The sequence below is a fragment of the Micromonospora sp. NPDC048063 genome (assembly GCF_043202855.1).
Classification (GTDB): domain Bacteria; phylum Actinomycetota; class Actinomycetes; order Mycobacteriales; family Micromonosporaceae; genus Micromonospora.
The window spans coordinates 154,973-176,584 of the sequence record NZ_JBIDBG010000006.1; the positions used below are offsets into that span (position 1 = coordinate 154,973).

Below are 21,612 nucleotides of genomic sequence, written 5' to 3' on the forward strand. Positions count from 1 at the left end.
TCTGTGGAACGATGAACACGTGACCGTCGAGGCGACGACCGAGCGGGTGCTGCGGTTGCTGGCGTTGCTGCAGCACCGGCCGTCCTGGACCGCCGCCGAGCTGGCCGCCGAGCTGGGGGTCACCGACCGCTCGGTGCGCCGCGACGTGGAGCGGCTGCGGGCGATCGGCTACCCCGTGCACGCGACGGCGGGCGTCGGCGGCGGCTACCAGCTCGGCGCCGGCACCCGGCTGCCGCCGCTGCTCCTCGACGACGAGGAGGCGATCGCGACGGCGGTGTCCCTGCGGCTGGCGTCGGGGGGCACGGTCGCCGGGGCGGGCGAGGCGGCGCTGCGGGCGCTCGCGAAGCTCGACCAGGTGATGCCGCCCCGGCTGCGCGCCGAGGTGCGGGCGGTGCACGGCGCCACCGAGACCCTGGTCGGCCCCGGGGTCGAGATCGACCCGGAGCTGCTGGTGACGCTCGCGCGGGCCTGCCGCGACGCGGTGCGGGTGCGGTTCCGTTACGCCGGCCGCGACGGCGGGGAGCGCGAGCGCACGGTCGAGCCGGTGCGGATGGTCGCCACCGGCCGCCGCTGGTACCTGATGGCCCGGGACGTCGACCGCGACGACTGGCGCACCTTCCGGCTGGACCGGATGCGCGAGGTGACGGCGACGACCTGGCGCTTCCGGGCGAGGGAGCATCCGGACCCGGTCGCCTACGTGCAGCGGTCCGTGACCGAGGCGCCGTACCGGTATGTCGCCCGGGTGCGGGTGCACGCCCGGCCCGACCGGGTGCGGGAGCTGGTGCCGCCCCAGGTGGGGCGAGTCGAGGACGATCGCGACGGGTGCGTGCTCGTCGTCGCCGGGGAGAACCTGGACTGGCTCGCCGTGCACGTGGCCCGGCTGGGCTTCGAGGCGGAGGTGCTGGAGCCTCCTGAGCTGCGGGAGGCCGTCGCCCTGCTCGCCCGGCGCCTCTCGGCGATGGCCGGGACCGGCTGACGCCGGGCATGACGGCCTTTCCCGTGGGCGGAGGGCGCCGGCGCCCACCGCACGGGTCCGTGGTGGATCAGCCGGACCGGAGCGCCAGGTCGTCGGCGCGGTGCGCCCGGCCCGCGCCGGCCTGCGCGGGGACCCGGGCGAACCGCGTCCAGGCGGAGACCACCTGCTCGGCGGCGTGCCACGGGAAGGGGGCGCTGACCTCGTCCGCCGCCTCGGCGGCCCCGATGACCGTCACGCCCCAGTGCCGCAGCCGCGCCAGGCTCTCCAGGAAGGCGGGGTGCCGGGCGAGCGCCGGCTCCGGGGCGGGCACGACGAGGACCGGCAGGCCGACGGCGGTCGCCTCGTTGAGCAGCCGCAGGGCCAGGTTGTCGTTGAGGCCGTACGCCCACTTGTTGACCAGGTCGAAGCTGGCCGGCGCGACCGCGTAGGCGTCGGCCGGCGGCAGCGGGTACAGCGTCTCCGGCTGCTCCTCCTCGTGGACCGGGTGGCGGGTGAGGCCGGCGATCGCGGCCCGGTCGATCGCGGCCGTCGCGTCCGGGGCGGCGATGACGTGAACCTCCCAGCTCAGCTCCTGGCAGGCCGCGACGAACGGGGTGAGTCCGGCGACGGGCTCGGCGCCGCAGACCACGAGGTGCAGGACAGGCGATCGTGACTTCCCGGGCATGACGCTCCTATCGGCGTGACGTGTCCCGCGCCAGTCGTGGCGAGATGCCGCCGGACGTGCGGCGGGACGTCGATCGCCTGCGTCACCGGCGATCTCGCCGATCGAGTGGCTCCGGATGTCCGTGGGGATCCCGAGAGCCGAGGGTATCGAGCCGGTCACCGACGTGAGCCCGTTTCCGGTGAACCGGCCGGACCGGCGGCGGCGGGCCGCCGAACAGCTGAGCGCCGGGTCAGCCGGATGTCCCTAGTAGAGCAGGTGGGGCGCCCGCCGCCGGTCGAACTCGGCCAGCTCGTCGGCCCAGGCGCCGACCACGTCGGCCACGTCGGCGCCCGCGTCGATCATCGTGCGTAGCCGCGGCGATCCGGTCAGCTTGTCCACCCAGTACGGTCGCACGGCGTCCCACGAGTCGCTCCGCCACGCGAACGCCGGGTACTTGCGCGCCTCCACCAGCATCGCGACCGCCGTCCGGATCGGGTCGTACGTCGCCCGGTCGACGACCTTCACCTCCACCCCGGCGCAGAGCTTGTTGAGCAGTGCCGGCTTCTGCCCCGCCGCCGTCGGCGTGAAGTACGCCTCGCGGAACTCGACGCCGGGCAGGTCGCGCGCGTTGAGCCGGTCGGACCAGTGGTAGTCGAAGTCGCCGGCCAGGCCGCCGATCAGCTCGAACGGCCTGCAGGTGCCCCGGCCCTCGGTGAGCGAGGCGACGCCCTCGAACAGGCCGGTGCCGGGATAGACCAGCGCGGTGTCCGGGGTGGGCATGTTCGGGCTGGGCATCACCCAGGGCAGGTCGGTGTCGGCGGCCAGCCTGTCGCGCTTCCAGTGCCGGCACCGGACCGCGTGCAGGTCGACGGGCCACCCCGCCGCGGCGGGCAGGAACTCCGCGTTGAAGAACCCGGCCAGCTCGCCCACGGTCATCCCGTGCTGCTGGACGATCTCCTTCAGACCCACGCCGGAGGTGTAGGCGGGCGTCATCATCGGCCCGTAGGCCCGGCCGCCGACCGGGTTCGGCCGGTCCAGCACGACGTACCGCTTGCCGACGCGGGCGGCGGCCACCATCGAGGTGTACATCGTCCAGATGTACGTGTAGAAGCGGACGCCGACGTCCTGGATGTCGAAGACGACGGTGTCGACGCCGGCCTCGGTGAACATGGTCTCCCACTTGGCCTGGGAGGCCCCGTACGCGTCGTAGACGGTGATCCCGGTGCGGGCGTCGACGCCGGTGCCCTCGCTGCCGCCGGCCTGCGCCGAGCCACGGAAGCCGTGCTCGGGGCCGAACGCCGCGGCCAGCCGTACCGCGCCCGAGGCGTGCATCAGGTCGACCAGGTGGCGGTAGGACGCGTCCACCCCGGTGGGGTTGGAGATCACGCCGACCCGCTGGCCGGCGAGGTCCGCGAAGTCGGACCCGACGAGGACGTCGAGGCCGGTCTCCACGCGGCGGATGCCCGGGGCCGCGTTGCCGGGCGTGCCAGGGGCCGCCGCCGCGACCGCGCCCGCGGTCACCGCACCCGCACCGGCCAGGAACTTCCTGCGCTCCATGTCGACCTCCCGTCGGTTGCGTCGAAACTTAGCTACGCATTGATGCCCCGTCAAGGAAGGTTAGCTACATGGCGGGAGGCGGTGCGGACCGCGCGCGAAGCCACGGGCGCGGCGGCGTCCGGCCGGCCGCCCGGACGTGGTGCTCCATACTGGCCCGGTGTTCACCCTCGCCCAGGCCCGTCACCTGATCGCCACGCTGCGCCCGCGCGTCGACGAGCTGATCCGGCTGCGGGCCGACCTGGCCGAACTGCGCGCCGACCTGGCCGACCGGGGCGCCAGCCCGCTCGGCGGACGGGCCGAGGCCAAGGGGCTGGAGGCCCGGCTGCACGCCCTCGTCGAGGAGCTGCACTCCCACGACATCCAGGTCAAGGGCATCGCGCCGGTACTGCTCGACTTCCCGGGCGAGCGGGCCGGCCGGCCGGTGCTCTGGTGCTGGCTGGAGGGAGACACCGACGTGCGCTGGTACCACCGCGTCGAGTGCGGCTTCGCCGGCCGCCGCCCGGTCTGACCCGGCGGCGCAACGGCCAGGTCCACCACCCGGTCGGCGGCCTTCCGGGCCGGCGCGGGGCGCGGCGCGCCGGCCGCCTGCCCCGCGGGGATCGCGGGCTACTCCGGAAGTGGGTCGGTGAGCTCGTAGCCCGCTTCCTCGACGGCGGCGCGCACCTCGGCGACGGCGAGAACCCTGTCGCTGGTCACCGTGACCGTGCCGGCCTCGACGTCGACCGCCACGGCGGTGACGCCCCGCAGGCGCTCGATCTCCTCGGTGACGAAGGCCGCGCAGTGCCCGCAGGCCATGCCACTCACGGCCCAGGAGGCGGTGGTCATGCCGACTCCGTCGGCAGGTCGCGTGCCCGCGGTGCCGGCTGGCCCGGAGCGGGTTCGGGATCGGCGGGCACGGTGCGGGTGAGCATGTGCGACCGGCGCATCCGACCGTCGGGGGTGAACTGTCCGAAGAAGTGCACCTCCATGGCGAGGGGCCGCTTCGGGTTGTCCACGTGCAGCGTGTACCGCGCGGCGACGCGGTCCCCGTGCGCCAGTGCCTCGTGCACCTCGATGCGGCTGTCGGGCCTCTTCCTGCGCACCGGGCGGGTGTGCGCCACCAGCTTGTCGCGGTCCATCCGGTGCCCGTCGGCGACCTGGACGATGTCGGGCGTGTGGTAGCGGTCGACGATCAGCCCGGCGTCCTCGTCGCTGCCCAACAGGTCGGCGGTGAAGGAGGTGAAGAAGTCGGCGATGAACTGCTCGGGGTCGGTGTCAAGGCGTGGACGCATGGCGCTCCCGTCTCGTGGCGCGGGGATAACTCTTACAGCTTGTAAGATATGGACGCCCGGCAACTTTGGCAAGATGTAAGAGATGACCTCGTCCCCGAAGCGCCGCGCCGACGCCCTGCGGAGCAGGGCCGCCGTCCTGGACGCGGCCGTGCGGCTCCTCAGCACCCACCCCGACGCGAGCGTCGAGGCCGTCGCCTCGGCCGCGGGAGTGACCCGGCAGACCGTCTACGCCCACTTCTCGTCCCGGCAGCAGTTGCTGGCGGCGGTCCTCGACCGGGTCACCGAGGAGGTCGTCGCCGCGATGGACGCCGCCGACACCGACACCGGGCCGGCCGCCGACGCGTTGCTGCGCATGCTCGACGTCAGCGCCCGCGAGGCCGGGAAGTACCGCGGCCTGCTCCAGGCGATCAGCGCCCTGCCGGTGAGCCCGCAGGCCGACCAGGAGCGTCACGCGCCGGTCGCCGACCGGCTCGGGCGGGTGGTCCGGCGCGGCCAGGAGGCCGGCGAGTTCGACGACCGGCTCCCGGCCGACTGGTTCGTCGCCGTGGTCGTCAAGCTGGGCCACGCCGCGAGCGAGGAGGCCGACGCCGGCCGGATGTCCGAGGCGGACGCGACGGCGGCGCTCCGCACCAGCCTGCTCCGCGTGCTCGGCGCGCCCACCCCACCCGGGTGAGCGGCACTTCCGGCGGTGGCCATCCGGGGACGACGGCCGGCACCGCCCCGCTGGTCGGTGCCGGTCGGCGTCCGTTCACCGCCGCGGCGTGCTCAGCGGGTGGCGGCGGCCAGGGCGGCGCGCACCGTGGCGGCGTCGGCCGGCGCCTCGCGCTCCCAGTTCGCCGGGTCGGCCGAGTAGATGGTCCCGTACGCCGGCGTGTCCGGCTGGTAGCGCCAACTCTCGGCGAGCGTCCCGGCGTCGACGGCGTCGTAGCCGATCCGGTCGAGGAAGGCCGTGGCGTCGGCCTTCGCGCCCGCGTCGTCGCCGCCGACCGGCAACGCGCTGCGGTCGGCGGCGCCGGCGGGCCGGGCCAGCGCGTGCAGGTGCTTGAAGAAGATGTTGTTGAAGACCTTGACCACCCGCGACCGCGGCAGGTGCCGCTGCAGCAGCTCGCTGCTGGTGACCGAGCCGGCGTCGAGCTCGGGGAAGGTGCCGTCCCGCTCCGGGTAGTAGTTGTTGGTGTCCAGCACGACCTTGCCGACCAGCGGCTCGACCGGCACGTCCCGGTACGCCTTGAGCGGGATGGTGACGACCACCAGGTCGCCGGCCTCCGCCGCCTCCGCCGGGGTGGCCGCCCGGGCGCGCGCCCCCAGCTCGTCGACGAGGTCCTTGAGGGTCTCCGGGCCGCGCGAGTTGCTCAGCACCACGTCGTAGCCGGCGGCCACCGCCAACCGCGCCACCGTCCCGCCGATGTGTCCACTGCCGATCAGTCCCACAGTTGTCATGTCGGTCCCCAACTCCGTTCGTTGCGGCCGTATTCCCTATCGGTGCGGTCGACAATTCCCGCCGTCGCCGCGCTGGCGGCGGGGGCGCGACCGGCGGCGGCGACGGGTGGCCCGTACGCCCAACGTACCGCCGACCGTGGCCCGGCGGACACGTAGCGGCACCGTTCCGTCCACGGAGGAGCCGAGCCGGCGCCGGGTGGTGGTCAGGCCGCCGGGGGCAGCACCTTCTCGATCGCGGCGCGCAGTTCGGCCGCGTCGGGCTGGACGGTCGGCGCGAACCGGGCCGCGACCGTGCCGTCCGGCGCGACCAGGAACTTCTCGAAGTTCCACCGCACGTCGCCCGTGTGCCCCTCGGCGTCGGCGGTGCCCACCAGCGCGGCGTAGAGGGGGTGGCGGTCGGGGCCGTTGACGTCGACCTTCTCGGTCAGCGGGAAGGTCACTCCGTAGTTGACCTGGCAGAAGTCGCTGATCTCCTCGGCCGTGCCCGGCTCCTGGCCGGCGAACTGGTTGCAGGGCACGCCGAGCACCACCAGGCCGCGGTCGGCGTACTCGTCGTGCAGCGCCTGGAGGCCGGCGTACTGCGGGGTGAGGCCGCAGCGGGAGGCGACGTTGACCACCAGCAGCGCGCGTCCGAGGTGCTGCGCGAGGTTCGCCGGGCCGCCGGTCAGGGCGTCGATGTGGGTGTCGAAGACGGTCATGGGCCGAGGTTACGCGCCGCCGCCGGGCGCGCCGCGGGGCCGGGTGGAAGCCGACCGCGCTCCCAGCGGGAATCGATACATGTACATCTTGACGAAGTGATGACGAAGTGAGTAGCGTCGCAGCATCATTTTGGAAAGTTTCCTAACTGTTTGGGGTGACGCCACATGAAGAGATCGCTCCGCCGGGCCCTCTGGATCGGCGCCGTCGTGGCGGTGACGGCCGCCACGGTCCCGATGGCCAGTGCGTTCGGCGCCGGCAGCGTGACCGCCGCCTTCACCAAGGTGCAGGACTGGGGGACCGGTCACGAGACCCGGGTGACCGTCACCAACGGGTCGAGTTCCTCGGTGAGCACCTGGCGCATCGAGTTCGACCTGCCGTCGGGCACCAGCATCAGCAGCTCCTGGGACGCGGACGTCACGCGCACCGGCGACCACTACGTCGCGGTCAAGAAGAGCTGGGCCGGCCCGCTCGCGCCCGGTGCCACCTTCAGCTGGGGCTACAACGGCACCGGCGGGTACAAGGCGCCGTTGAACTGCACGATCAACGGCGTGGCGTGCGGTGGCGGCAGCACCCCGCCGACCACCACCGCGCCGCCGACCACCACGCCGCCGCCCACCACTCCGCCGCCGGACCCGGGCGGCAAGAAGGTCGTCGGCTACTTCGCGCAGTGGGGCGTCTACGCCCGCAACTACCACGTCAAGAACATCCACACCAGCGGCTCGGCCGCCAAGCTGACCCACATCCTGTACGCCTTCGGCAACACCACCGGCGGCCGCTGCACGATCGGCGACAGCTACGCGGACTACGAGAAGGCGTACACCGCGGCGGACAGCGTCGACGGCGTCGCCGACACCTGGGACCAGCCGCTGCGCGGCAGCTTCAACCAGCTGCGCAAGCTCAAGAAGATGTACCCGAACCTCAAGGTGCTCTGGTCCTTCGGCGGCTGGACCTGGTCCGGCGGCTTCACCCAGGCCGCGCAGAACCCGGCCGCCTTCGCGGAGTCCTGCTACAACCTGGTCGAGGACCCGCGCTGGGCGGACGTCTTCGACGGCATCGACATCGACTGGGAGTACCCGAACGCCTGCGGCCTCACCTGCGACGCCAGCGGCCCAAACGCCTTCAAGAACCTGGTCGGCGCGGTGCGCGCGAAGTTCGGCTCGTCGGCGCTGGTCACCGCCGCGATCACGGCGGACGGCAGCAACGGCGGCAAGATCGACGCCACCGACTACGCCGGCGCCGCACCGCACCTGAACTGGATCATGCCGATGACGTACGACTACTTCGGCGCCTTCAACGCGCAGGGCCCCACCGCCCCGCACTCCCCGCTCTACTCCTACCCCGGCATCCCCCAGCAGGGCTTCTGGTCCGACGCGGCCGTCCAGAAGCTCAAGAGCAAGGGCATCCCGTCCAGCAAGCTGCTGCTCGGCCTCGGCTTCTACGGTCGGGGCTGGACCGGGGTGACCCAGGCGGCTCCGGGCGGCAGTGCCACCGGGCCCGCACCGGGCACCTACGAGCAGGGCATCGAGGACTACAAGGTGCTCAAGAACAGCTGCCCCGCGACGGGCACCGTCGGCGGCACCGCGTACGCCAAGTGCGGCAGCAACTGGTGGAGCTACGACACCCCGTCGACCATCAACGGCAAGATGACGTACGCGAAGAACCAGGGCCTCGGTGGCGCGTTCTTCTGGGAGCTCTCCGGTGACACCGGCAACGGTGAGCTGATCGGCGCCATCAAGGGCGGTCTCGGCTAGGCCGCAGGCCGACGCACCACCCACACGGCGGGGAGGGACGACGCACCGGTCCCTCCCCGCCCGGCCGTGCCCCTGACACCCGCCCCGCGCCCTCGGCCGCCGGCGACCGGCGCCGCCGCCGGACGGGGAGCGGCGGCCCCGGACCGGTTCGGGCGCGGCGGACCGCCAGGCACGTCGGTCGATGTGACAGACTCGCCGCTCAACGGGCTCGATGTCCACGGCGACGGAGGTGGCGATGCGCGCGACGCACGGGAGGCTGGCGGCGGGCGCCGTACTGCTGGGAACCCTGCCCTTCGCCCTGCTCGGCTGCGGCATCGGCAACGAGGAGGACCCGGCGACCAAGCCCGGGCGGGCCCCGGCCGAGGAGGCCGCCGCCAAGTCGCGGGAGCGGGTGCAGGCGTACCTCGACGCGATGACCGCCAAGGACGTCGCGGCCGGCCGCAGCCAGCTCTGCGCCGTCCTCCAGGAGGGCTTCGACGCCGCCGCGACCGGCCCGAACGGCGACTTCGCCGACCACTTCACCGTCCCCCAGGCCGAGATCACCGACATCCGCCCGGGCCCCCAGGGCCAGGAGGTCAGCACCACGGTCTCGGTCAAGGCCGGCTCCCGCACGGTCGCCCGGCCACTGCTGTTCACGGTCACCCGCGACGGCGCCGACTGGTGCATCGCCGCCGAGGCGCCGGGCGGCCACTCCCCGGCTCCGGCCGCGACGCCCTGACCTGCGCTCCGGTGAGTCATCTCTCACCTGCCGGAACCCTGCCCTCCGCCGGTCGGTCGCCCGGTCGGTCGCCGTACGCTTTCTGTCATGCGCCATGAGTGGCATCAGCTGAACCATCCCGCGGTGGGCAGCCCGGGGCTGCAGACCAGCCGCCCGACCATCGACTCCGCCGAGGACGCGGCCCTCGGCCTGGACCGCTGGCGGGAGCTGCCCCGCGCGCAGACCCCGCCGTGGCCGGCCCCGGCCGGGGTCGCCGAGGTCTGCAAGGTGCTCGACACCGTGCCCTCGGTGGTGGCGCCCTACGAGGTCGACCAGCTCCGCCAGCGGCTCGCGCTGGTCTGCGAGGGCAAGGCGTTCCTGCTCCAGGGCGGTGACTGCGCGGAGACCTTCGCCGACAACACCGAGAGCCACCTGCTGGCCAACGCCCGCACCCTGCTCCAGATGGCGATCGTGCTCACCTACGGCGCCTCGCTGCCCGTGGTCAAGGTCGCCCGGGTCGCCGGGCAGTACACCAAGCCCCGGTCGCTGCCGACCGACGCGCGCGGGCTGCCGGCCTACCGCGGCGACATGATCAACTCGCTGGAGGCCACGCCGGAGGCGCGGGCCGCCGACCCGCAGCGCATGATCCGGGCGTACGCGAACTCGGCCGCCGCGATGAACATGCTCCGCGCCTACCTGGCCGGCGGGCTGGCCGACCTGCACGCCGTGCACGACTGGAACAAGGGCTTCGTGAAGAACTCGCCGGCCGGCGAGCGCTACGAGGCGATCGCTCGGGAGATCGACCGGGCGCTGGCGTTCATCCGTGCCTGCGGGATGACCGACGACGAGGCCCTGCGCACCGTCACCCTCTACTGCTCCCACGAGGCCCTCGCCCTGGAGTACGACCGGGCGCTCACGCGGGTCTCCGACCGCCGGGCGTACGGCCTGTCGGGGCACTTCCTGTGGATCGGCGAGCGCACCCGGCAGATCGACGGCGCGCACATCGACTTCATCTCCCGCATCGCCAACCCGATCGGGGTCAAGCTCGGCCCCACCACCACCCCGGACGAGGCGATCGAGCTCTGCGAGAAGCTCAACCCGGACAACATCCCCGGCCGGCTCACCCTGATCAGCCGGATGGGCAACCACAAGGTCCGCGACGCCCTGCCGCCGATCGTCGCCAAGGTGACCGCCGCCGGCGCCAAGGTGGTCTGGCAGTGCGACCCGATGCACGGCAACACGCACGAGTCGTCCAACGGCTACAAGACGCGGCACTTCGACCGCATCGTCGACGAGGTGCTCGGCTACTTCGAGGTGCACCGGGGCCTGGAGACCCACCCCGGCGGCCTGCACGTCGAGCTGACCGGTGAGGACGTCACCGAGTGCCTCGGCGGCGCCCAGGGCATCGAGGACCTCGACCTGCCCGACCGGTACGAGACCGCCTGCGACCCGCGACTGAACACCCAGCAGTCGCTGGAGCTGGCCTTCCTGGTGGCGGAGATGCTGCGTGGCTGACGAGATCGTCGACCTCCGTTCCGACACCGTGACCCGGCCCACGCCGGGGATGCGGGAGGCGATGGCCACCGCCGAGGTCGGCGACGACGTCTACGGCGAGGACCCGGCGGTCAACGCGCTGGAGGCCGAGGTCGCCGCGCTCTTCGGGCACGAGGCGGCGCTGTTCGCCCCGACCGGGTCGATGGCCAACCAGATCGCCCTGCAACTGCTGGTGCCGCCCGGCAACGAACTGCTCTGCGACGCCGACGCCCACGTGGTGACGTACGAGATCGGGGCCGCGGCCGCGTACGGCGGCATCTCCTCCCGGACGTGGCCGGCGGTCGGCGCGGACATCGACCCGGACGCGGTCGCCGCCATGATCCGCCCGGACGGCTACTGGGCGGTGCCCACCCGCGCGATCGCGGTGGAGCAGACCCACAACCGGGGTGGCGGCGGGGTGATCCCGCTGGCGACCCTGCGCGAGCTGCGCCGGGTCGCCGACGACGCGCAGGTGGCGCTGCACTGCGACGGCGCCCGGATCTGGCACGCGCACGTCGCCGACGGCGTGCCGCTGGCCGAGTACGGCGCCCTCTTCGACACCCTGTCGGTCTGCCTCTCCAAGGGGCTCGGCGCGCCGGTCGGCTCGCTGGTCGTCGGCAGCGCCGAGCAGATCGAGCGGGCCCGGTTCATCCGTAAGCGGATGGGCGGTGGGATGCGGCAGGCCGGCATCCTCGCCGCGGCCGGCCGGTACGCGCTGGCCCACCACGTCGACCGGCTCGCCGCCGACCACGCGAAGGCGGCCCGGCTCGCCGAGGCGATCGCCCCGTTCGGGGTGCTGGCCGGCGCGGTCCGGACCAACCTGGTGCCGCTGGACCTGACGAAGGCGCCGCTGGACGCGCACGCCCTGGCCGCCGCCGCCCGCGCCGAGGGTGTCCTCGTGTCGGTCCTCGGCCCTCGTGTCGCCCGCCTGGTCACCCACATGGACGTCGACGACGCCGGCATCGACCGGGCCGTCGAGGTCGTCACCCGCATCCTCAGGGGCTGACGCCCGGCGCGGGCACGCGGGGGCCGAGCCGTTACGGAGGCCACGGCGCGTCCGGGATGCCCGGGCGCCTGGGGGGGATCGCGGCGCGTGGGCCCGGGCCGCCGTGGGCGAACTCCGCCCAGCTCCGGCGTCCGGACCGGGGCGGACGGGCGACGTCTCAGGGGTGCAGGCGTTTGAGGGTGGCGATGTCGGCGGCGTGGCCGACGTGCTTCTCCGTCGGGGTCTCCACCACGATCGGGACGCCGGCGGTGGCCGGGTGCGCCATCAGCTCGGCGAACGCCGGCTCGCCGATGGTGCCCTTGCCGATGTTCTCGTGCCGGTCCCGGGTCGAGCCGCACAGGTCCTTCGAGTCGTTCGCGTGCACCAGCCGCAGCCGCCCGGCCCCGACCGTCGCCACCAGCGTGTCCAGCGTCGCGGTCATGCCGCCCTCGGCGGCCAGGTCGTGCCCTGCGGCCCAGGCGTGGCAGGTGTCGAAGCAGACCCCGAGCCAGGGATGGCCGTCCACCGCGTCGAGGTAGGGCCCGAGCTGTTCCACCCGGGACGCCAGCGACCGGCCGCCGCCCGCGCTCGGCTCGACCAGCAGCCGCGGGCCGCCCGCCGCCTCCGCCTCGTCGAGCAGCGGCAGCAGCGTCTCGCGGAGCTGCCGCATCGCCGCGTCGGCGTGACTCTCGTCGACCGCGCTGCCGGCGTGGAAGACCACGCCCTCGGCGCCGATCGCCCGGCCCCGGCGCAGCGCGTGGGCCAGCGTCTCCGCCGAGCGCTCGACCGTGTTGGCCGTGGGGGAGCCGAGGTTGACCAGCAGCGACGCGTGGATGAAGACCGGCAGGCCCCGCTCGCCGCAGCCGTCGCGGAACAGCGTGTCCTGGGCCGGGTCGCCGGCCGGCAGCGCCCAGCCCCGCGAGTTGGAGACGTAGACCTGCACGACCTGCGAGCCGGCCGCGTCGGCGTACGGCAGGGCCGCCTTCGCCAGGCCGCCGGAGGTGGGCGTGTGCGAGCCGACCGGCCGGTGCTGCGCCGTTCCGTCCTGCGCCGTCATCTCGTGGTGTCCGGCATCGTCACAGGCATCCGATGGTGACCTGGGTGCCCGGCGGCACCTGCGTGTTCTCCGGCGGGTTCTGGAAGCGGGTGATGCCGTTCGGGTTGAACTGGATCACCACCGGGAACTGCTGGCTCTCCAGTACCTGCTTGGCCTGCTGGCACGGCAGGTCGATGACCCGGGGCACGGGGACCAGCGGCGGGCCCTTGCTGATCTCCAGCTTGACCTTGGCGCCCCGCTCCACCCCGGTGCCGTCCGCCGGGCTCTGCCCGAGGACCTCGTCCCTGGGCTTGTCGGAGTCCTTGTAGGTGGGCGGCTCGACCAGCACCAGGCCCAGCTGGGCGAGGATCGTCCGGGCCTCGGCCAGGCTCTTGCCGACCAGGTTCGGCACCGAGATCGGGGCCTTGCCCTTGCTCAGGATCACGGTGACCTTGTCGCCCGGCTTGGCCTCGGTGCCCACCTTCGGGTTGGTGTCCACCACGACGCCCGCGGGCAGGTTGTCGTCGTAGCGGGCGGTGCCCTTCGCCACCACCAGCTTCGCGTCGAGCAGATCCGCCTCGGCCAGCTCGAACTCCTTGCCGACCACGTCGGGCACCGGGAAACGCTCCGGCCCCAGCGAAAGGGTCAGCGTGATCGTGCCGCCCTTGACGATGCGGGTGGCGGAGACAGGATCCTGCGCCAGGACGGCGTCCTTCGGGACCTTCTCGTCGTAGCGCGGCTCGGCGTAGGCGAGGGTGAAGCCGGCGCGGGCGGCCTGCGCTTCCGCGTCGGCCTTGCTCAGGGTCACCAACTGCGGCGCCACCGTGTAGCGGCCGACCCCGAACCACCAGCCGCCCCCGGCGGCCACCAGGCCCAACACCACCAGGGCGGCGATGACCGCCATCCGGCCCCGTGGGTCGCCCATCACCCGGCCGCGCAGCGCGGACAGCCGCGACCCCAGGCTCTCGTCCTCCTCGGCCGCGGCGGCCCGGCGACGGCCCGCCCGCGGAGCGCCGCCGTCGGGCAGCCGGGCCCAGGCCGGCCGCTCGACCGGCTGGACCGCCGCCACCACCATCGTCGGCTGGGACACCGCCGGTTCGTCGGCCACCCGGCGCAACACGGCGGTACGCGTGTTCGCGTTGCCCAGGTCGTCCCGGGCCACCTGCACCTCGGCCAGCAGCGCGCCCGCGTCGGTCGGCCGGGCGCCCGGATCACGCCGGGTGGCCCGGGCGACCAGGTCGTCCAGCACCTTCGGCAGGCCGGGCACCAGCGTCGACGGCGCCGGGACGTCCCGGTCGACGTGCTGCCAGGCGACGTCGACCGGCCGGTCCCCGTCGTAGGGCACCCGGCCGGTGAGCATCTCGAACAGCACGATGCCGGCGGAGTAGACGTCGGTGCGGGGGTCGGCGTGCCCCTCGGTGACCAGCTCCGGGGCGACGTACGCGACCGTGGCCATCAGCTGGTTGCCGTTCTCGTCGTCGGCGCTCGCCTCGACGGCCCGGGCCAGCCCGAAGTCGGCGACCTTGACCACGCTGTCGACGAGGTTGCCCGTGCCGCCGGTGGGTGCCTCGGCGACCAGCACGTTCTCCGGCTTCACGTCGCGGTGCACCAGCCCGGCCCGGTGCGCGGCGGCGATCGCGGCGAGCATCTGCTCGGCGATGGCCAGCGCCTCGTCGGGGTCGAGCCGGCGCCGCTCGGCGAGCACGTCGCGCAGGGTGCGGCCGCGGACGTACTCCATCACCAGGTAGGGCAGGCCGGCATGGGTGCCCTGGTCGTAGACCGCGACCACGTTCGGGTGGGTCAGCCGGGCGATCGTCTTCGCCTCGTCGGTGAACCGCGCCACGAAGCCCGCCGCCTGGGCCTGGGTCTCGGGCGCCTGGGACGGATGAATGATCTTGACCGCCACGGTGCGCTCGAGGCGCTCGTCGGTGGCGGTGTACACGGTCGCCATGCCGCCACGAGCCACGCGACCGCGGATGCGGTAGCGCCCGTCGATCAGCGAGCCCAGCAACGTGTCGGCGACCTGTGTGTCCATCGGCAGGGAGTCTATGTGCCCGGAGGGTGAAGGTTGAACAGGATGGTACAGCCGGGCTACGACGGGAGCCTTCCCGTCGCGCTCGCGCCGCCTGTCCGACCTGCTCAGCCACCTCATCGGGGTGCCGTTGGTTTCGGCCGGCCGGGGCATGGCAGGGTGGTCGGGTGACCGACTCCGTACCCGCCGACCGGGCCGTGCCCGCCCCCGAGACCGCCGGCCCCGCCGACGCCGCCGACTGGCTGACCCTGCCGGACGTGGCCGAGCGCCTCGACGTGTCGATCAGTAAGGTCCACCAGATGATCCGGGACCGCGAGCTGATCGCGGTGCGCCGCGACGGCGTCCGCCGGATCCCGACCGACCTGGTGGCCAACAAGACCGTGCTCAAGCACCTGCCCGGCGTGCTCAACCTGCTGGCCGACGCCGGCTACGACGACGAGGCCGCGCTGCGCTGGCTCTACGAGCCGGACGAGACCCTCCCCGGCGCCACCCCGGCGAAGGCGCTCGCCGGCGACCAGGCCCGCGAGATCAAACGCCGCGCCCAAGCCCTCGGCTTCTAGCCCGCCCCTCCCGCCCCCTCCCCGCCCTCCACCCCCGCGATCTTGCACTTTGTGTCCCGGCATTTCCGGGCACACGGGACAAAACGCGGGCCGAACGTGCAAGATCGCCGGCCGGCCGGCCGGGTCTGGGCAAGTCGACCGCAGGGCGGCGTGGGTGGGCTGGGGACGGGGCGGCGTGGGTGGGGCGCGGTCAGTCCGTGCGGCGGGTGGCGGCGATGGCCAGGTCGACCAGGGACTGCCGGGCCTCGGTCTCCAGGTCGACGGTAGCCAGCGCGGACAGCGCGGTGTCGGTCAGCGCGGCGATCCGCTGCTCGGTACGCGCCAGCGCGCCGCTGTCACTGATCATCTCTCGCAGCCGGGCGACCCCGGTCTCGTCCAGCCCGGGATCGCCGAGCCCGCCGAGCAGCAGCTCGCGCCCCGCCTCGTCCGTCGCCTCCAGGGCCGCCGCCACCAGATAGGTCCGCTTGCCCTCGCGCAGGTCGTCGCCGGCGGGCTTGCCGGTCTGGGCCGGGTCGCCGAACACCCCCAGCACGTCGTCGCGGAGCTGGAACGCCTCGCCCAACGGCAGCCCGTACCCGGAGTACGCTGCCACGACCTCGGCCGGCGCGTCGGCCAGCGCGGCGCCGAGCAGCACCGGCCGCTCGACCGTGTACTTCGCCGACTTGTAGCGGGCGACCTTGCCGGCCCGCTCCAGCGAGGTGTCGCCCGTGGCCTGGGTCAGCACGTCGAGGTACTGGCCGACGGTGACCTCCGTGCGCATCTCGTCGAAGACGGGCCGGGCGCGGGCGACCGTGCGCGGGTCCAGCCCGGAGGAGTGCAGCAGCTCGTCCGACCAGACCAGGCAGAGATCGCCCAGCAGGATGGCCGCGGCGTCGCCGAAGCCGTGCGCGTCGCCGCCCCAGCCGGCCGCCTGGTGCCGGGCCGCGAACCGGCGGTGCACCGCTGGCTCCCCGCGCCGGGTGTCGGAGCGGTCCATCAGGTCGTCGTGGATCAGCGCGCTGGCCTGCACGAACTCCAGCGCCGCGAGAGCGGTGACGACCTGGTCGGAGTCCACCCCGCCGGCGCCCCGGTAGCCCCAGTAGGCGAACGCCGGCCGCAGCCGCTTGCCGCCGCCCAGCACGAACGCCTCGATCGCCTCGGCGACCGGCATCAGGGCGTCGTCGACGCCGGTCATCCAGGTGCGCTGGCCGGCCAGGAACTCGGCCAGGGCCTTGTCGATCCGTTGACGCAGCCCGGCACGGTCGACCGGGGAAACGGGAGCAGCGTGGGTCACCCCACGACGCTAGCCGGTCGGGCTCGACCCCGCCGCACCGCCGGGGGCCCGACGCGCCGAACGCGTCGCCGGACCCCGTCGGCCGCCCGGTCCGGGCGGCGACCCAGGGCGGGGCAGGTATGGGCCGGCCGTCGCGACCAGCGCCCGGTAGCGCCGGACGGCCGGCTCGTCGCTGTGCCCGGCCAGCCGCCGCCGCACCTCGGCCAGGTGGCCCAGCGCCCGGGGCGACCCGGCGCGGACCGCGTCGAGCAGCGCCTCGCCGGCCACGGCGCAGGCCCGCTCCACCTCGCCGAGCTGGAGGTAGCCGCGGGCCAGCCAGCCGCCGTAGATCGCCGAGGTGCGCGGGCGACCGGGCTGCCGGACGGCGTGCAGCGGCGCCTCGGCCGGGCGCGGCCGGCCCAGCGCGACCAGCGCGCGCCCGGCCATCGCCGCCAGCTCCAGGCTGTCGAGCCAGTAGAGCCACGGCGGCTCCCGGCCCGGCTCCGGCGCGTCGGTCACGCGGCGGGCCGCCTCGAGCGCCTGCCGCGCCGCCCCGGCCCGACCCCCGGTCGCCGCCGCCAGCGCCACCCGGTGCAGCAGCAGGGCGCGCAGGCCGGGGGTGGCCCACGGCCGCGCCCCGGCGTACGCCGTGCGGGCCAGCACCAGCGCGCCCTCCGGGTCGCCCACGCCGGCGAGCAGGTGGCTGGCCGAGCCGAGCACGTGCCCGGCGAACGCCGGGTCACCGGCGGTCGCGGCGGCGCGCAACGCCAACCGGTAGGCGTCCAGCGCGCCGGCCGCGTCCCCGGCATCGGCGGCGAGCCAGCCGGCGAGCTGGGCCGACTCGGCCAGCTCGGGCAGCAGCCGGCGGCGCGCGGCCGGCCCGCACCCCGCCAACGCCCGCACCGCCCGCCCCAGCCGGTACGCCCCGAGCCCGGCCAGGTCGGCCCCGCCGGCGAGGTCGTCGAGCCGGCGCAGCTCCGCCAGCCGCACCGGCCGGGCACAAGGCCGGGCCGGGTGGGGCCCGGGGCCCTCGGCCACCACCGGAGCCGCCGGCCGGGCCGGGACCCGAGGCGGTGCGCCGGACCCGACCGGGCGGTCCCGGTCGTCGGCCGGTTGCCCGGACCCGGCCGGGCAGGTCTCGGCGTCGCCCGGGTCGTCGGTCGGTCGGGCGGGCGTGCCGGGCAGCAGCGCGGCGCGCGGGTCGACCAGCCAGCGCTCGGCCAGGGCGAGCAGCGCCGCCCGGGACCGGGACCCGCCGAAGGACGGCGGCGGACCGAGACGCCGGGTGCGGGCCGCGGCGTCGGCCAGCAGGTCGAGCGGCACCGCGAGGACGATGGCGAGCCAGCCGAGCCAGAACTCGCCGGGGACGCGCAGCTGCCGTTCCCACCGGGAGACCTCGTGCCGGCTGAGCGTCGGCACCCCGGAGGCGGCGCAGAGCTCGACCGCGAGCCGCAACTGGCTCCAGCCCCGGGCCAGCCGGAGCTGGGCTAACAGCGGCCCGAGCAGCTGCGGAGCGGGTGGGGGCGGCGTCATCGGTCCTCCGGGCGGGGCGTCGGCGCGGGCGGCGGCGCAGGCCCGGACGGGACCCGTGCGTCACCGGTGGAAGGCTGACCCCCGCGCGTGCCCCCGACAGGTCGACCTCCGGCCGGCCCGCCCCGCGCTGCACCATGACTACTCCGGGGGTACGACGCTTTCCGGCCCCGGCCGGGCGGACCCGGGGCCGCTCCGCGCCGGCGACCCGTCTCCCGGCAGGCGGGGCCGGGAAGTGGTCGGCGCCCTGCGGCTCGGGCACCGCCCCCGCGCGGACCGTTCGGCCCCCGAGCCGCAGGGCGGGGCGTCGACCGGCGCCGGCCGCCCGGTCCCGGTGCGGTGGGGGCGCGTCGACCCGCGCGGCCGGCGTCCCCCGCTGTGGGAAGGTCTCGGGCGCGGCGTGCCCCGCCCGCTAGAGTCGTGGGGTGGCGCTCGGTCTTCCCTCGGTCCTCCCCAATCCGCAGCCGGCGATCGGGGAGCTGATCCGTGACCACCAGCCGACCTTCTCGTTCGAGTTCTTCCCGCCCAAGACCGAGCAGGGCGAGCGGCTGCTGTGGCAGGCGATCCGGGAGCTGGAGTCGCTGCGTCCCTCGTTCGTCTCGATCACCTACGGCGCGGGCGGGTCGACCCGCGACACCACGGTCGCGGTCACCGAGCGGATCGCCACCGAGACCACCCTGCTGCCGATGGCCCACCTGACCGCGGTCGACCACTCCGTCGCCGAGCTGCGTCACGTCATCGGCCGGCTCGCCGGGGTCGGGGTGCGCAACGTGCTCGCCGTGCGGGGCGACCCGCCGGGCAACCCGGGCGGCGAGTGGGTCCGCCACCCCGAGGGCGTGCTCTACGCCGAGGACCTGGTCCGCCTGGTGCGTGACGCCGGCGACTTCAGCGTGGGGGTGGCGGCGTTCCCGTACAAGCACCCGCGCTCGCCCGACGTGGCCAGCGACACGGAGCACTTCGTCCGCAAGTGCCGGGCCGGCGCCGAGTTCGCGATCACCCAGATGTTCTTCGACGCCGACGACTACCTGCGGCTGCGCGACCGGGTCGCCGCGGCCGGCTGCGACACCCCGATCCTGGCCGGAGTGATGCCGGTGACCCAGATCGGCACGATCGAGCGTTCCGTGCAGCTCTCCGGGGCGCCCTTCCCACCGGCCCTGGCCGAGCGGTTCGCGGCGATCGCCGACGACCCGGAGGCGGTGCGCCGGCTCGGCGTCGAGCAGGCCAGCGAGATGTGCCGGCGGCTGCTCGACGAGGGCGTGCCGGGGATCCACTTCATCACCCTCAACCGCTCCACCGCGACCCGCGAGGTCTGGCACAACCTCCAGGTCGGCGCGCGGGTGTGACCGCACACGCCGCGACACCTGAGCGCCGCTGCGACGGTTGATCGGTGGTGGGCACACAGCTGAACTGGGACGAGTACGCCACGGCCTGGGCCCGGCTGCACGGGGGCTTCGACCCGCGGGCGGCGGCCCCGGTCGTCCGCGCCTGGCTGCGGTTCGCCTACCACGTCGGGTTCGTGCTGGGCCGGCTGCGGGTCGGCCCGACGCCGGTCACCGTGGTCGGCGTGCTGCTCTGCGCCTGCGTGCCGCTGCTCGCCGTACGGCCGCAGAACGGCCCCTTCCTCGGGGCGCTGTTCGTGTTGCTCGCCGCGGTGGCGGACAGCGTCGACGGCGCGGTGGCGGTGGCCACGAACCGCACCACCCGGCTCGGCTACGTCTACGACTCGCTGGCCGATCGGCTCGGCGAGGTCGCCTGGCTGGCCGCGTTCTGGCTGATCGGGGCGCCCGGGGCGCTCGTCGCGACCGCCGGCGCGCTCTCCTGGCTGCACGAGTACGTGCGCGCCCGCGCGGTCTCCGCCGGCATGCGGGAGATCGGCGCGGTGACCGTGGGGGAGCGCCCCACCCGGGTCTCGGTCGCCCTGGTCGGGCTCCTGCTGGCCGGGCTGACCGGGCTGATCGAGCCGGACCTGGCGGCCGGCACCATCACCATGGCGACCGCCGTCTGGGTGCTGCTGGCCGGCTTCGGGCTGGGCCAGCTCCTCTCCGCCGTCCGCCGCGCCCTGATCGACGCCGGCTGACCGGGCTGCCGAGGTGTGAGGAAGGGGCCCTTCCTCTACCTCAGGCGTTAAGAAGGTGCCCTTCCTTACATCAGCCGGCCCTACCAGGCGGGGCCGATCTCGTCGGCGACGATCTGGGCGGAGAGCGTCACCATCGGCAGGCCGCCCCCGGGGTGGCTGGAGCCGCCGACCAGCCACAGCCCGTGCGCCGGACCCCGGTTGGCCGGGCGGAGCAGGCCGCCGGCGGTGCCGTAGATCGCCCCGCCCGGGGCGCCCGTCGCGTCGGCCAGGTCGGCCGGGGTGCGGACCTCCCGGAACACCAGCCGGTCCCGCACGTCGACGCCGCGCTCGGCCAGCACGTCGAGGAGCCGGTCGGCGTACGCCTCGGCGAGGCCGGGCCGGCGCCAGTCGACCGCGCCGGCGGCGGTGCCGTGCCGGGGCGCGTTGACCAGCACGAACCACGCCTCGTGGCCGGCCGGACGGACCACCGGGTCGTCGGCCACGGTGACGAAGACGGTAGGGTCCGCCGCCGGTCGGGCGCGTACGCCACGCCCCGGCCGGCCGAAGACCGCGTCGAACTCGGCGTCGTGGTCGCGGGGGAAGAACACGGTGTGGTGGGCCAGCCCCGAGCCCCCGGCGACGCCGAGCAGCAGCACGAAGCCGGCCAGGCTGCGGTCGGTCAGCCCGGCCAGCCGGCGCGGGCTGGGCAGCAGGTCCCGGTAGAGGGTAAGCGCGTCGACGTTGGCCACCACCACGTCGGCGGGGACCGGCGCGGTGACGCCGCGCAGGCGTACGCCGTGCACCCGGCCGCCCGCGGCGTCGATCCGGGTGACCGTGGCGCCGGTCTGCACGACCACGCCGAGGTCCAGGCAGCGGGTCAGCAGCGCGTCGGCGAGCGTGCCCAGCCCGCCGCGCAGGTACCAGCCGCCGAAGGCCAGCTCGGCGTACGGCACGGCGACCAGCGCGGCCGGCGCGCGGCGCGGGTCGGCGCCGGTGTAGGTGGCGTACCGGTCGAGCAGCATCCGCAGCCGGGGGTCGGACAGGTGTCGCCGGCCCAGCCCGCGCAGCGTCCGGCCGGGCCCGATGGCGGCCAGGTCGCCCAGCCGCCAGGCCAGCGCGGCCAGGTCCAGCGGGGAGCCGATCGGGCGGCGCAGGACGTCCTGGTGCGACGCCTGCCAGACCCGCGCGGCCCGGCGCCACAGCCGCTGCCAGTCCGCCGCGGCCCGGTCGCCGAAGGCCGCGCCGATCCGGGCGGCGAACTCGGCCGGGTCGGCGCACGAGTCGAGGGCCGGGCCGCCGCCGGGGAAGACGTGCCGCACGATCGGGTCCACCGGCACCAGGTCCAGGTACTCGTCGAGCTTCGCGCCGGTCGCCTCGAACAGGTCGTGGAAGACGTCGGGCAGGGTGAGCAGGCTCGGCCCCGTGTCGAAGTGGAACGGGCCGGCCGGGGTGTCGTGGACGTACCGGCCGAGCTTGCCGCCCACCGTGTCCGCGCGTTCGAGCACGGTGACCTCGTGCCCGGTGGCGGCCAGCCGGGCGGCGGTGGCCAGCCCGCCCACCCCGGCGCCGACGACCACGATCCGCGCCATGCCGC

The 21,612-nt window shown here is 74.8% G+C and carries 21 protein-coding genes; 10 read left to right on the top strand and 11 right to left on the bottom strand.

All coding sequences use genetic code 11. The features are described from left to right. Window positions 1-19: 19 nt before the first annotated feature. A complete protein-coding gene (locus ACGFZ2_RS17455; RefSeq protein ID WP_393454646.1) occupies window positions 20-976 on the top strand; it encodes a helix-turn-helix transcriptional regulator in 957 nt (318 codons plus the stop codon). Window positions 977-1,043: 67 nt separating this feature from the next. Here ACGFZ2_RS17455 and ACGFZ2_RS17460 read toward each other — a convergent pair whose 3' ends face one another. Next, complete coding sequence (locus tag ACGFZ2_RS17460; RefSeq protein WP_393454648.1) at window positions 1,044-1,640, bottom strand: flavoprotein; 597 nt, start codon at window positions 1,638-1,640, stop codon at window positions 1,044-1,046. 243 nt (window positions 1,641-1,883) lie between these two features. Then, complete coding sequence (locus tag ACGFZ2_RS17465; protein ID WP_393454651.1) at window positions 1,884-3,176, bottom strand: exo-beta-N-acetylmuramidase NamZ domain-containing protein; 1,293 nt, start codon at window positions 3,174-3,176, stop codon at window positions 1,884-1,886. A 157-nt stretch (window positions 3,177-3,333) separates the two neighbouring features. On the opposite strand from ACGFZ2_RS17465, the gene ACGFZ2_RS17470 reads away from it, so the two are divergent. Continuing rightward, window positions 3,334-3,684: a DUF2203 domain-containing protein gene (locus tag ACGFZ2_RS17470; RefSeq protein WP_393262842.1), complete on the top strand. Its 351-nt coding sequence runs from the start codon at window positions 3,334-3,336 to the stop codon at window positions 3,682-3,684. A 98-nt stretch (window positions 3,685-3,782) separates the two neighbouring features. Here ACGFZ2_RS17470 and ACGFZ2_RS17475 read toward each other — a convergent pair whose 3' ends face one another. Together ACGFZ2_RS17475 and ACGFZ2_RS17480 are read right to left on the bottom strand one after the other, a co-directional pair. Next, window positions 3,783-4,001, bottom strand: coding sequence for a heavy-metal-associated domain-containing protein (locus tag ACGFZ2_RS17475; protein ID WP_357693223.1), 219 nt, complete (start codon window positions 3,999-4,001; stop codon window positions 3,783-3,785). After that, window positions 3,998-4,447 carry a nuclear transport factor 2 family protein gene (locus tag ACGFZ2_RS17480; RefSeq protein WP_393262839.1) on the bottom strand — a complete coding sequence of 150 codons (450 nt, stop codon included), beginning with the start codon at window positions 4,445-4,447 and terminating at the stop codon, window positions 3,998-4,000. Before ACGFZ2_RS17480 ends, ACGFZ2_RS17475 begins: the two co-directional genes overlap by 4 nt. Before the next feature lie 82 nt (window positions 4,448-4,529). On the opposite strand from ACGFZ2_RS17480, the gene ACGFZ2_RS17485 reads away from it, so the two are divergent. Then, on the top strand, window positions 4,530-5,120 hold the full coding sequence (locus ACGFZ2_RS17485) for a TetR/AcrR family transcriptional regulator (RefSeq protein ID WP_393454654.1): 591 nt from the start codon (window positions 4,530-4,532) through the stop codon (window positions 5,118-5,120). A gap of 92 nt (window positions 5,121-5,212) precedes the next feature. On the opposite strand, the gene ACGFZ2_RS17490 is transcribed toward ACGFZ2_RS17485, so the two are convergent. Beyond that, the gene (locus ACGFZ2_RS17490; RefSeq protein ID WP_393262834.1) at window positions 5,213-5,887 is read right to left on the bottom strand and encodes an NADPH-dependent F420 reductase; all 675 of its coding nucleotides are present in this window, start codon (window positions 5,885-5,887) and stop codon (window positions 5,213-5,215) included. A gap of 203 nt (window positions 5,888-6,090) precedes the next feature. Then, window positions 6,091-6,585: a glutathione peroxidase gene (locus ACGFZ2_RS17495; protein ID WP_393454657.1), complete on the bottom strand. Its 495-nt coding sequence runs from the start codon at window positions 6,583-6,585 to the stop codon at window positions 6,091-6,093. Window positions 6,586-6,750: 165 nt separating this feature from the next. Between ACGFZ2_RS17495 and ACGFZ2_RS17500 the strand changes: the two genes are divergently transcribed. From ACGFZ2_RS17500 to ACGFZ2_RS17515, 4 genes are all read left to right on the top strand, one after another. Beyond that, window positions 6,751-8,337, top strand: a complete 1,587-nt coding sequence (locus tag ACGFZ2_RS17500; RefSeq protein WP_393454660.1) for a glycosyl hydrolase family 18 protein — start codon at window positions 6,751-6,753, stop codon at window positions 8,335-8,337. Window positions 8,338-8,572: 235 nt separating this feature from the next. Beyond that, window positions 8,573-9,055 (top strand): hypothetical protein, encoded by a 483-nt coding sequence (locus ACGFZ2_RS17505; RefSeq protein WP_393454663.1) that lies wholly within the window; start codon window positions 8,573-8,575, stop codon window positions 9,053-9,055. Window positions 9,056-9,142: 87 nt separating this feature from the next. Next, complete coding sequence (locus tag ACGFZ2_RS17510) at window positions 9,143-10,549, top strand: class II 3-deoxy-7-phosphoheptulonate synthase (protein WP_393454666.1); 1,407 nt, start codon at window positions 9,143-9,145, stop codon at window positions 10,547-10,549. Beyond that, window positions 10,542-11,573, top strand: a complete 1,032-nt coding sequence (locus ACGFZ2_RS17515) for a threonine aldolase family protein (RefSeq protein ID WP_393454669.1) — start codon at window positions 10,542-10,544, stop codon at window positions 11,571-11,573. Before ACGFZ2_RS17510 ends, ACGFZ2_RS17515 begins: the two co-directional genes overlap by 8 nt. Window positions 11,574-11,730: 157 nt before the next feature. On the opposite strand, the gene ACGFZ2_RS17520 is transcribed toward ACGFZ2_RS17515, so the two are convergent. Together ACGFZ2_RS17520 and pknB are read right to left on the bottom strand one after the other, a co-directional pair. Then, the gene (locus ACGFZ2_RS17520) at window positions 11,731-12,609 is read right to left on the bottom strand and encodes a deoxyribonuclease IV (protein ID WP_393454672.1); all 879 of its coding nucleotides are present in this window, start codon (window positions 12,607-12,609) and stop codon (window positions 11,731-11,733) included. Between the two features lie 19 nt (window positions 12,610-12,628). Beyond that, window positions 12,629-14,623, bottom strand: a complete 1,995-nt coding sequence (gene pknB / locus ACGFZ2_RS17525; protein ID WP_393262819.1) for a Stk1 family PASTA domain-containing Ser/Thr kinase — start codon at window positions 14,621-14,623, stop codon at window positions 12,629-12,631. A gap of 164 nt (window positions 14,624-14,787) precedes the next feature. Between pknB and ACGFZ2_RS17530 the strand changes: the two genes are divergently transcribed. Then, window positions 14,788-15,180: an Rv2175c family DNA-binding protein gene (locus ACGFZ2_RS17530; RefSeq protein ID WP_393262817.1), complete on the top strand. Its 393-nt coding sequence runs from the start codon at window positions 14,788-14,790 to the stop codon at window positions 15,178-15,180. 190 nt (window positions 15,181-15,370) lie between these two features. Here ACGFZ2_RS17530 and ACGFZ2_RS17535 read toward each other — a convergent pair whose 3' ends face one another. Beyond that, on the bottom strand, window positions 15,371-16,453 hold the full coding sequence (locus ACGFZ2_RS17535) for a polyprenyl synthetase family protein (protein WP_393454675.1): 1,083 nt from the start codon (window positions 16,451-16,453) through the stop codon (window positions 15,371-15,373). Between the two features lie 9 nt (window positions 16,454-16,462). Further along, window positions 16,463-17,965 (bottom strand): transcriptional regulator, encoded by a 1,503-nt coding sequence (locus ACGFZ2_RS17540; protein WP_393454678.1) that lies wholly within the window; start codon window positions 17,963-17,965, stop codon window positions 16,463-16,465. A 422-nt stretch (window positions 17,966-18,387) separates the two neighbouring features. Here ACGFZ2_RS17540 and metF point away from each other — a divergent pair, with 422 nt between their 5' ends. Next, window positions 18,388-19,305: a methylenetetrahydrofolate reductase [NAD(P)H] gene (gene metF / locus ACGFZ2_RS17545; protein WP_393262809.1), complete on the top strand. Its 918-nt coding sequence runs from the start codon at window positions 18,388-18,390 to the stop codon at window positions 19,303-19,305. Window positions 19,306-19,349: 44 nt separating this feature from the next. Then, window positions 19,350-20,039 (top strand): CDP-alcohol phosphatidyltransferase family protein, encoded by a 690-nt coding sequence (locus ACGFZ2_RS17550; protein WP_393454681.1) that lies wholly within the window; start codon window positions 19,350-19,352, stop codon window positions 20,037-20,039. Between the two features lie 80 nt (window positions 20,040-20,119). Here the strand turns inward: ACGFZ2_RS17550 and ACGFZ2_RS17555 are convergent, their stop codons facing one another. Next, window positions 20,120-21,607: a phytoene desaturase family protein gene (locus ACGFZ2_RS17555; RefSeq protein ID WP_393454684.1), complete on the bottom strand. Its 1,488-nt coding sequence runs from the start codon at window positions 21,605-21,607 to the stop codon at window positions 20,120-20,122. Between the last annotated feature and the right edge of the window lie 5 nt (window positions 21,608-21,612).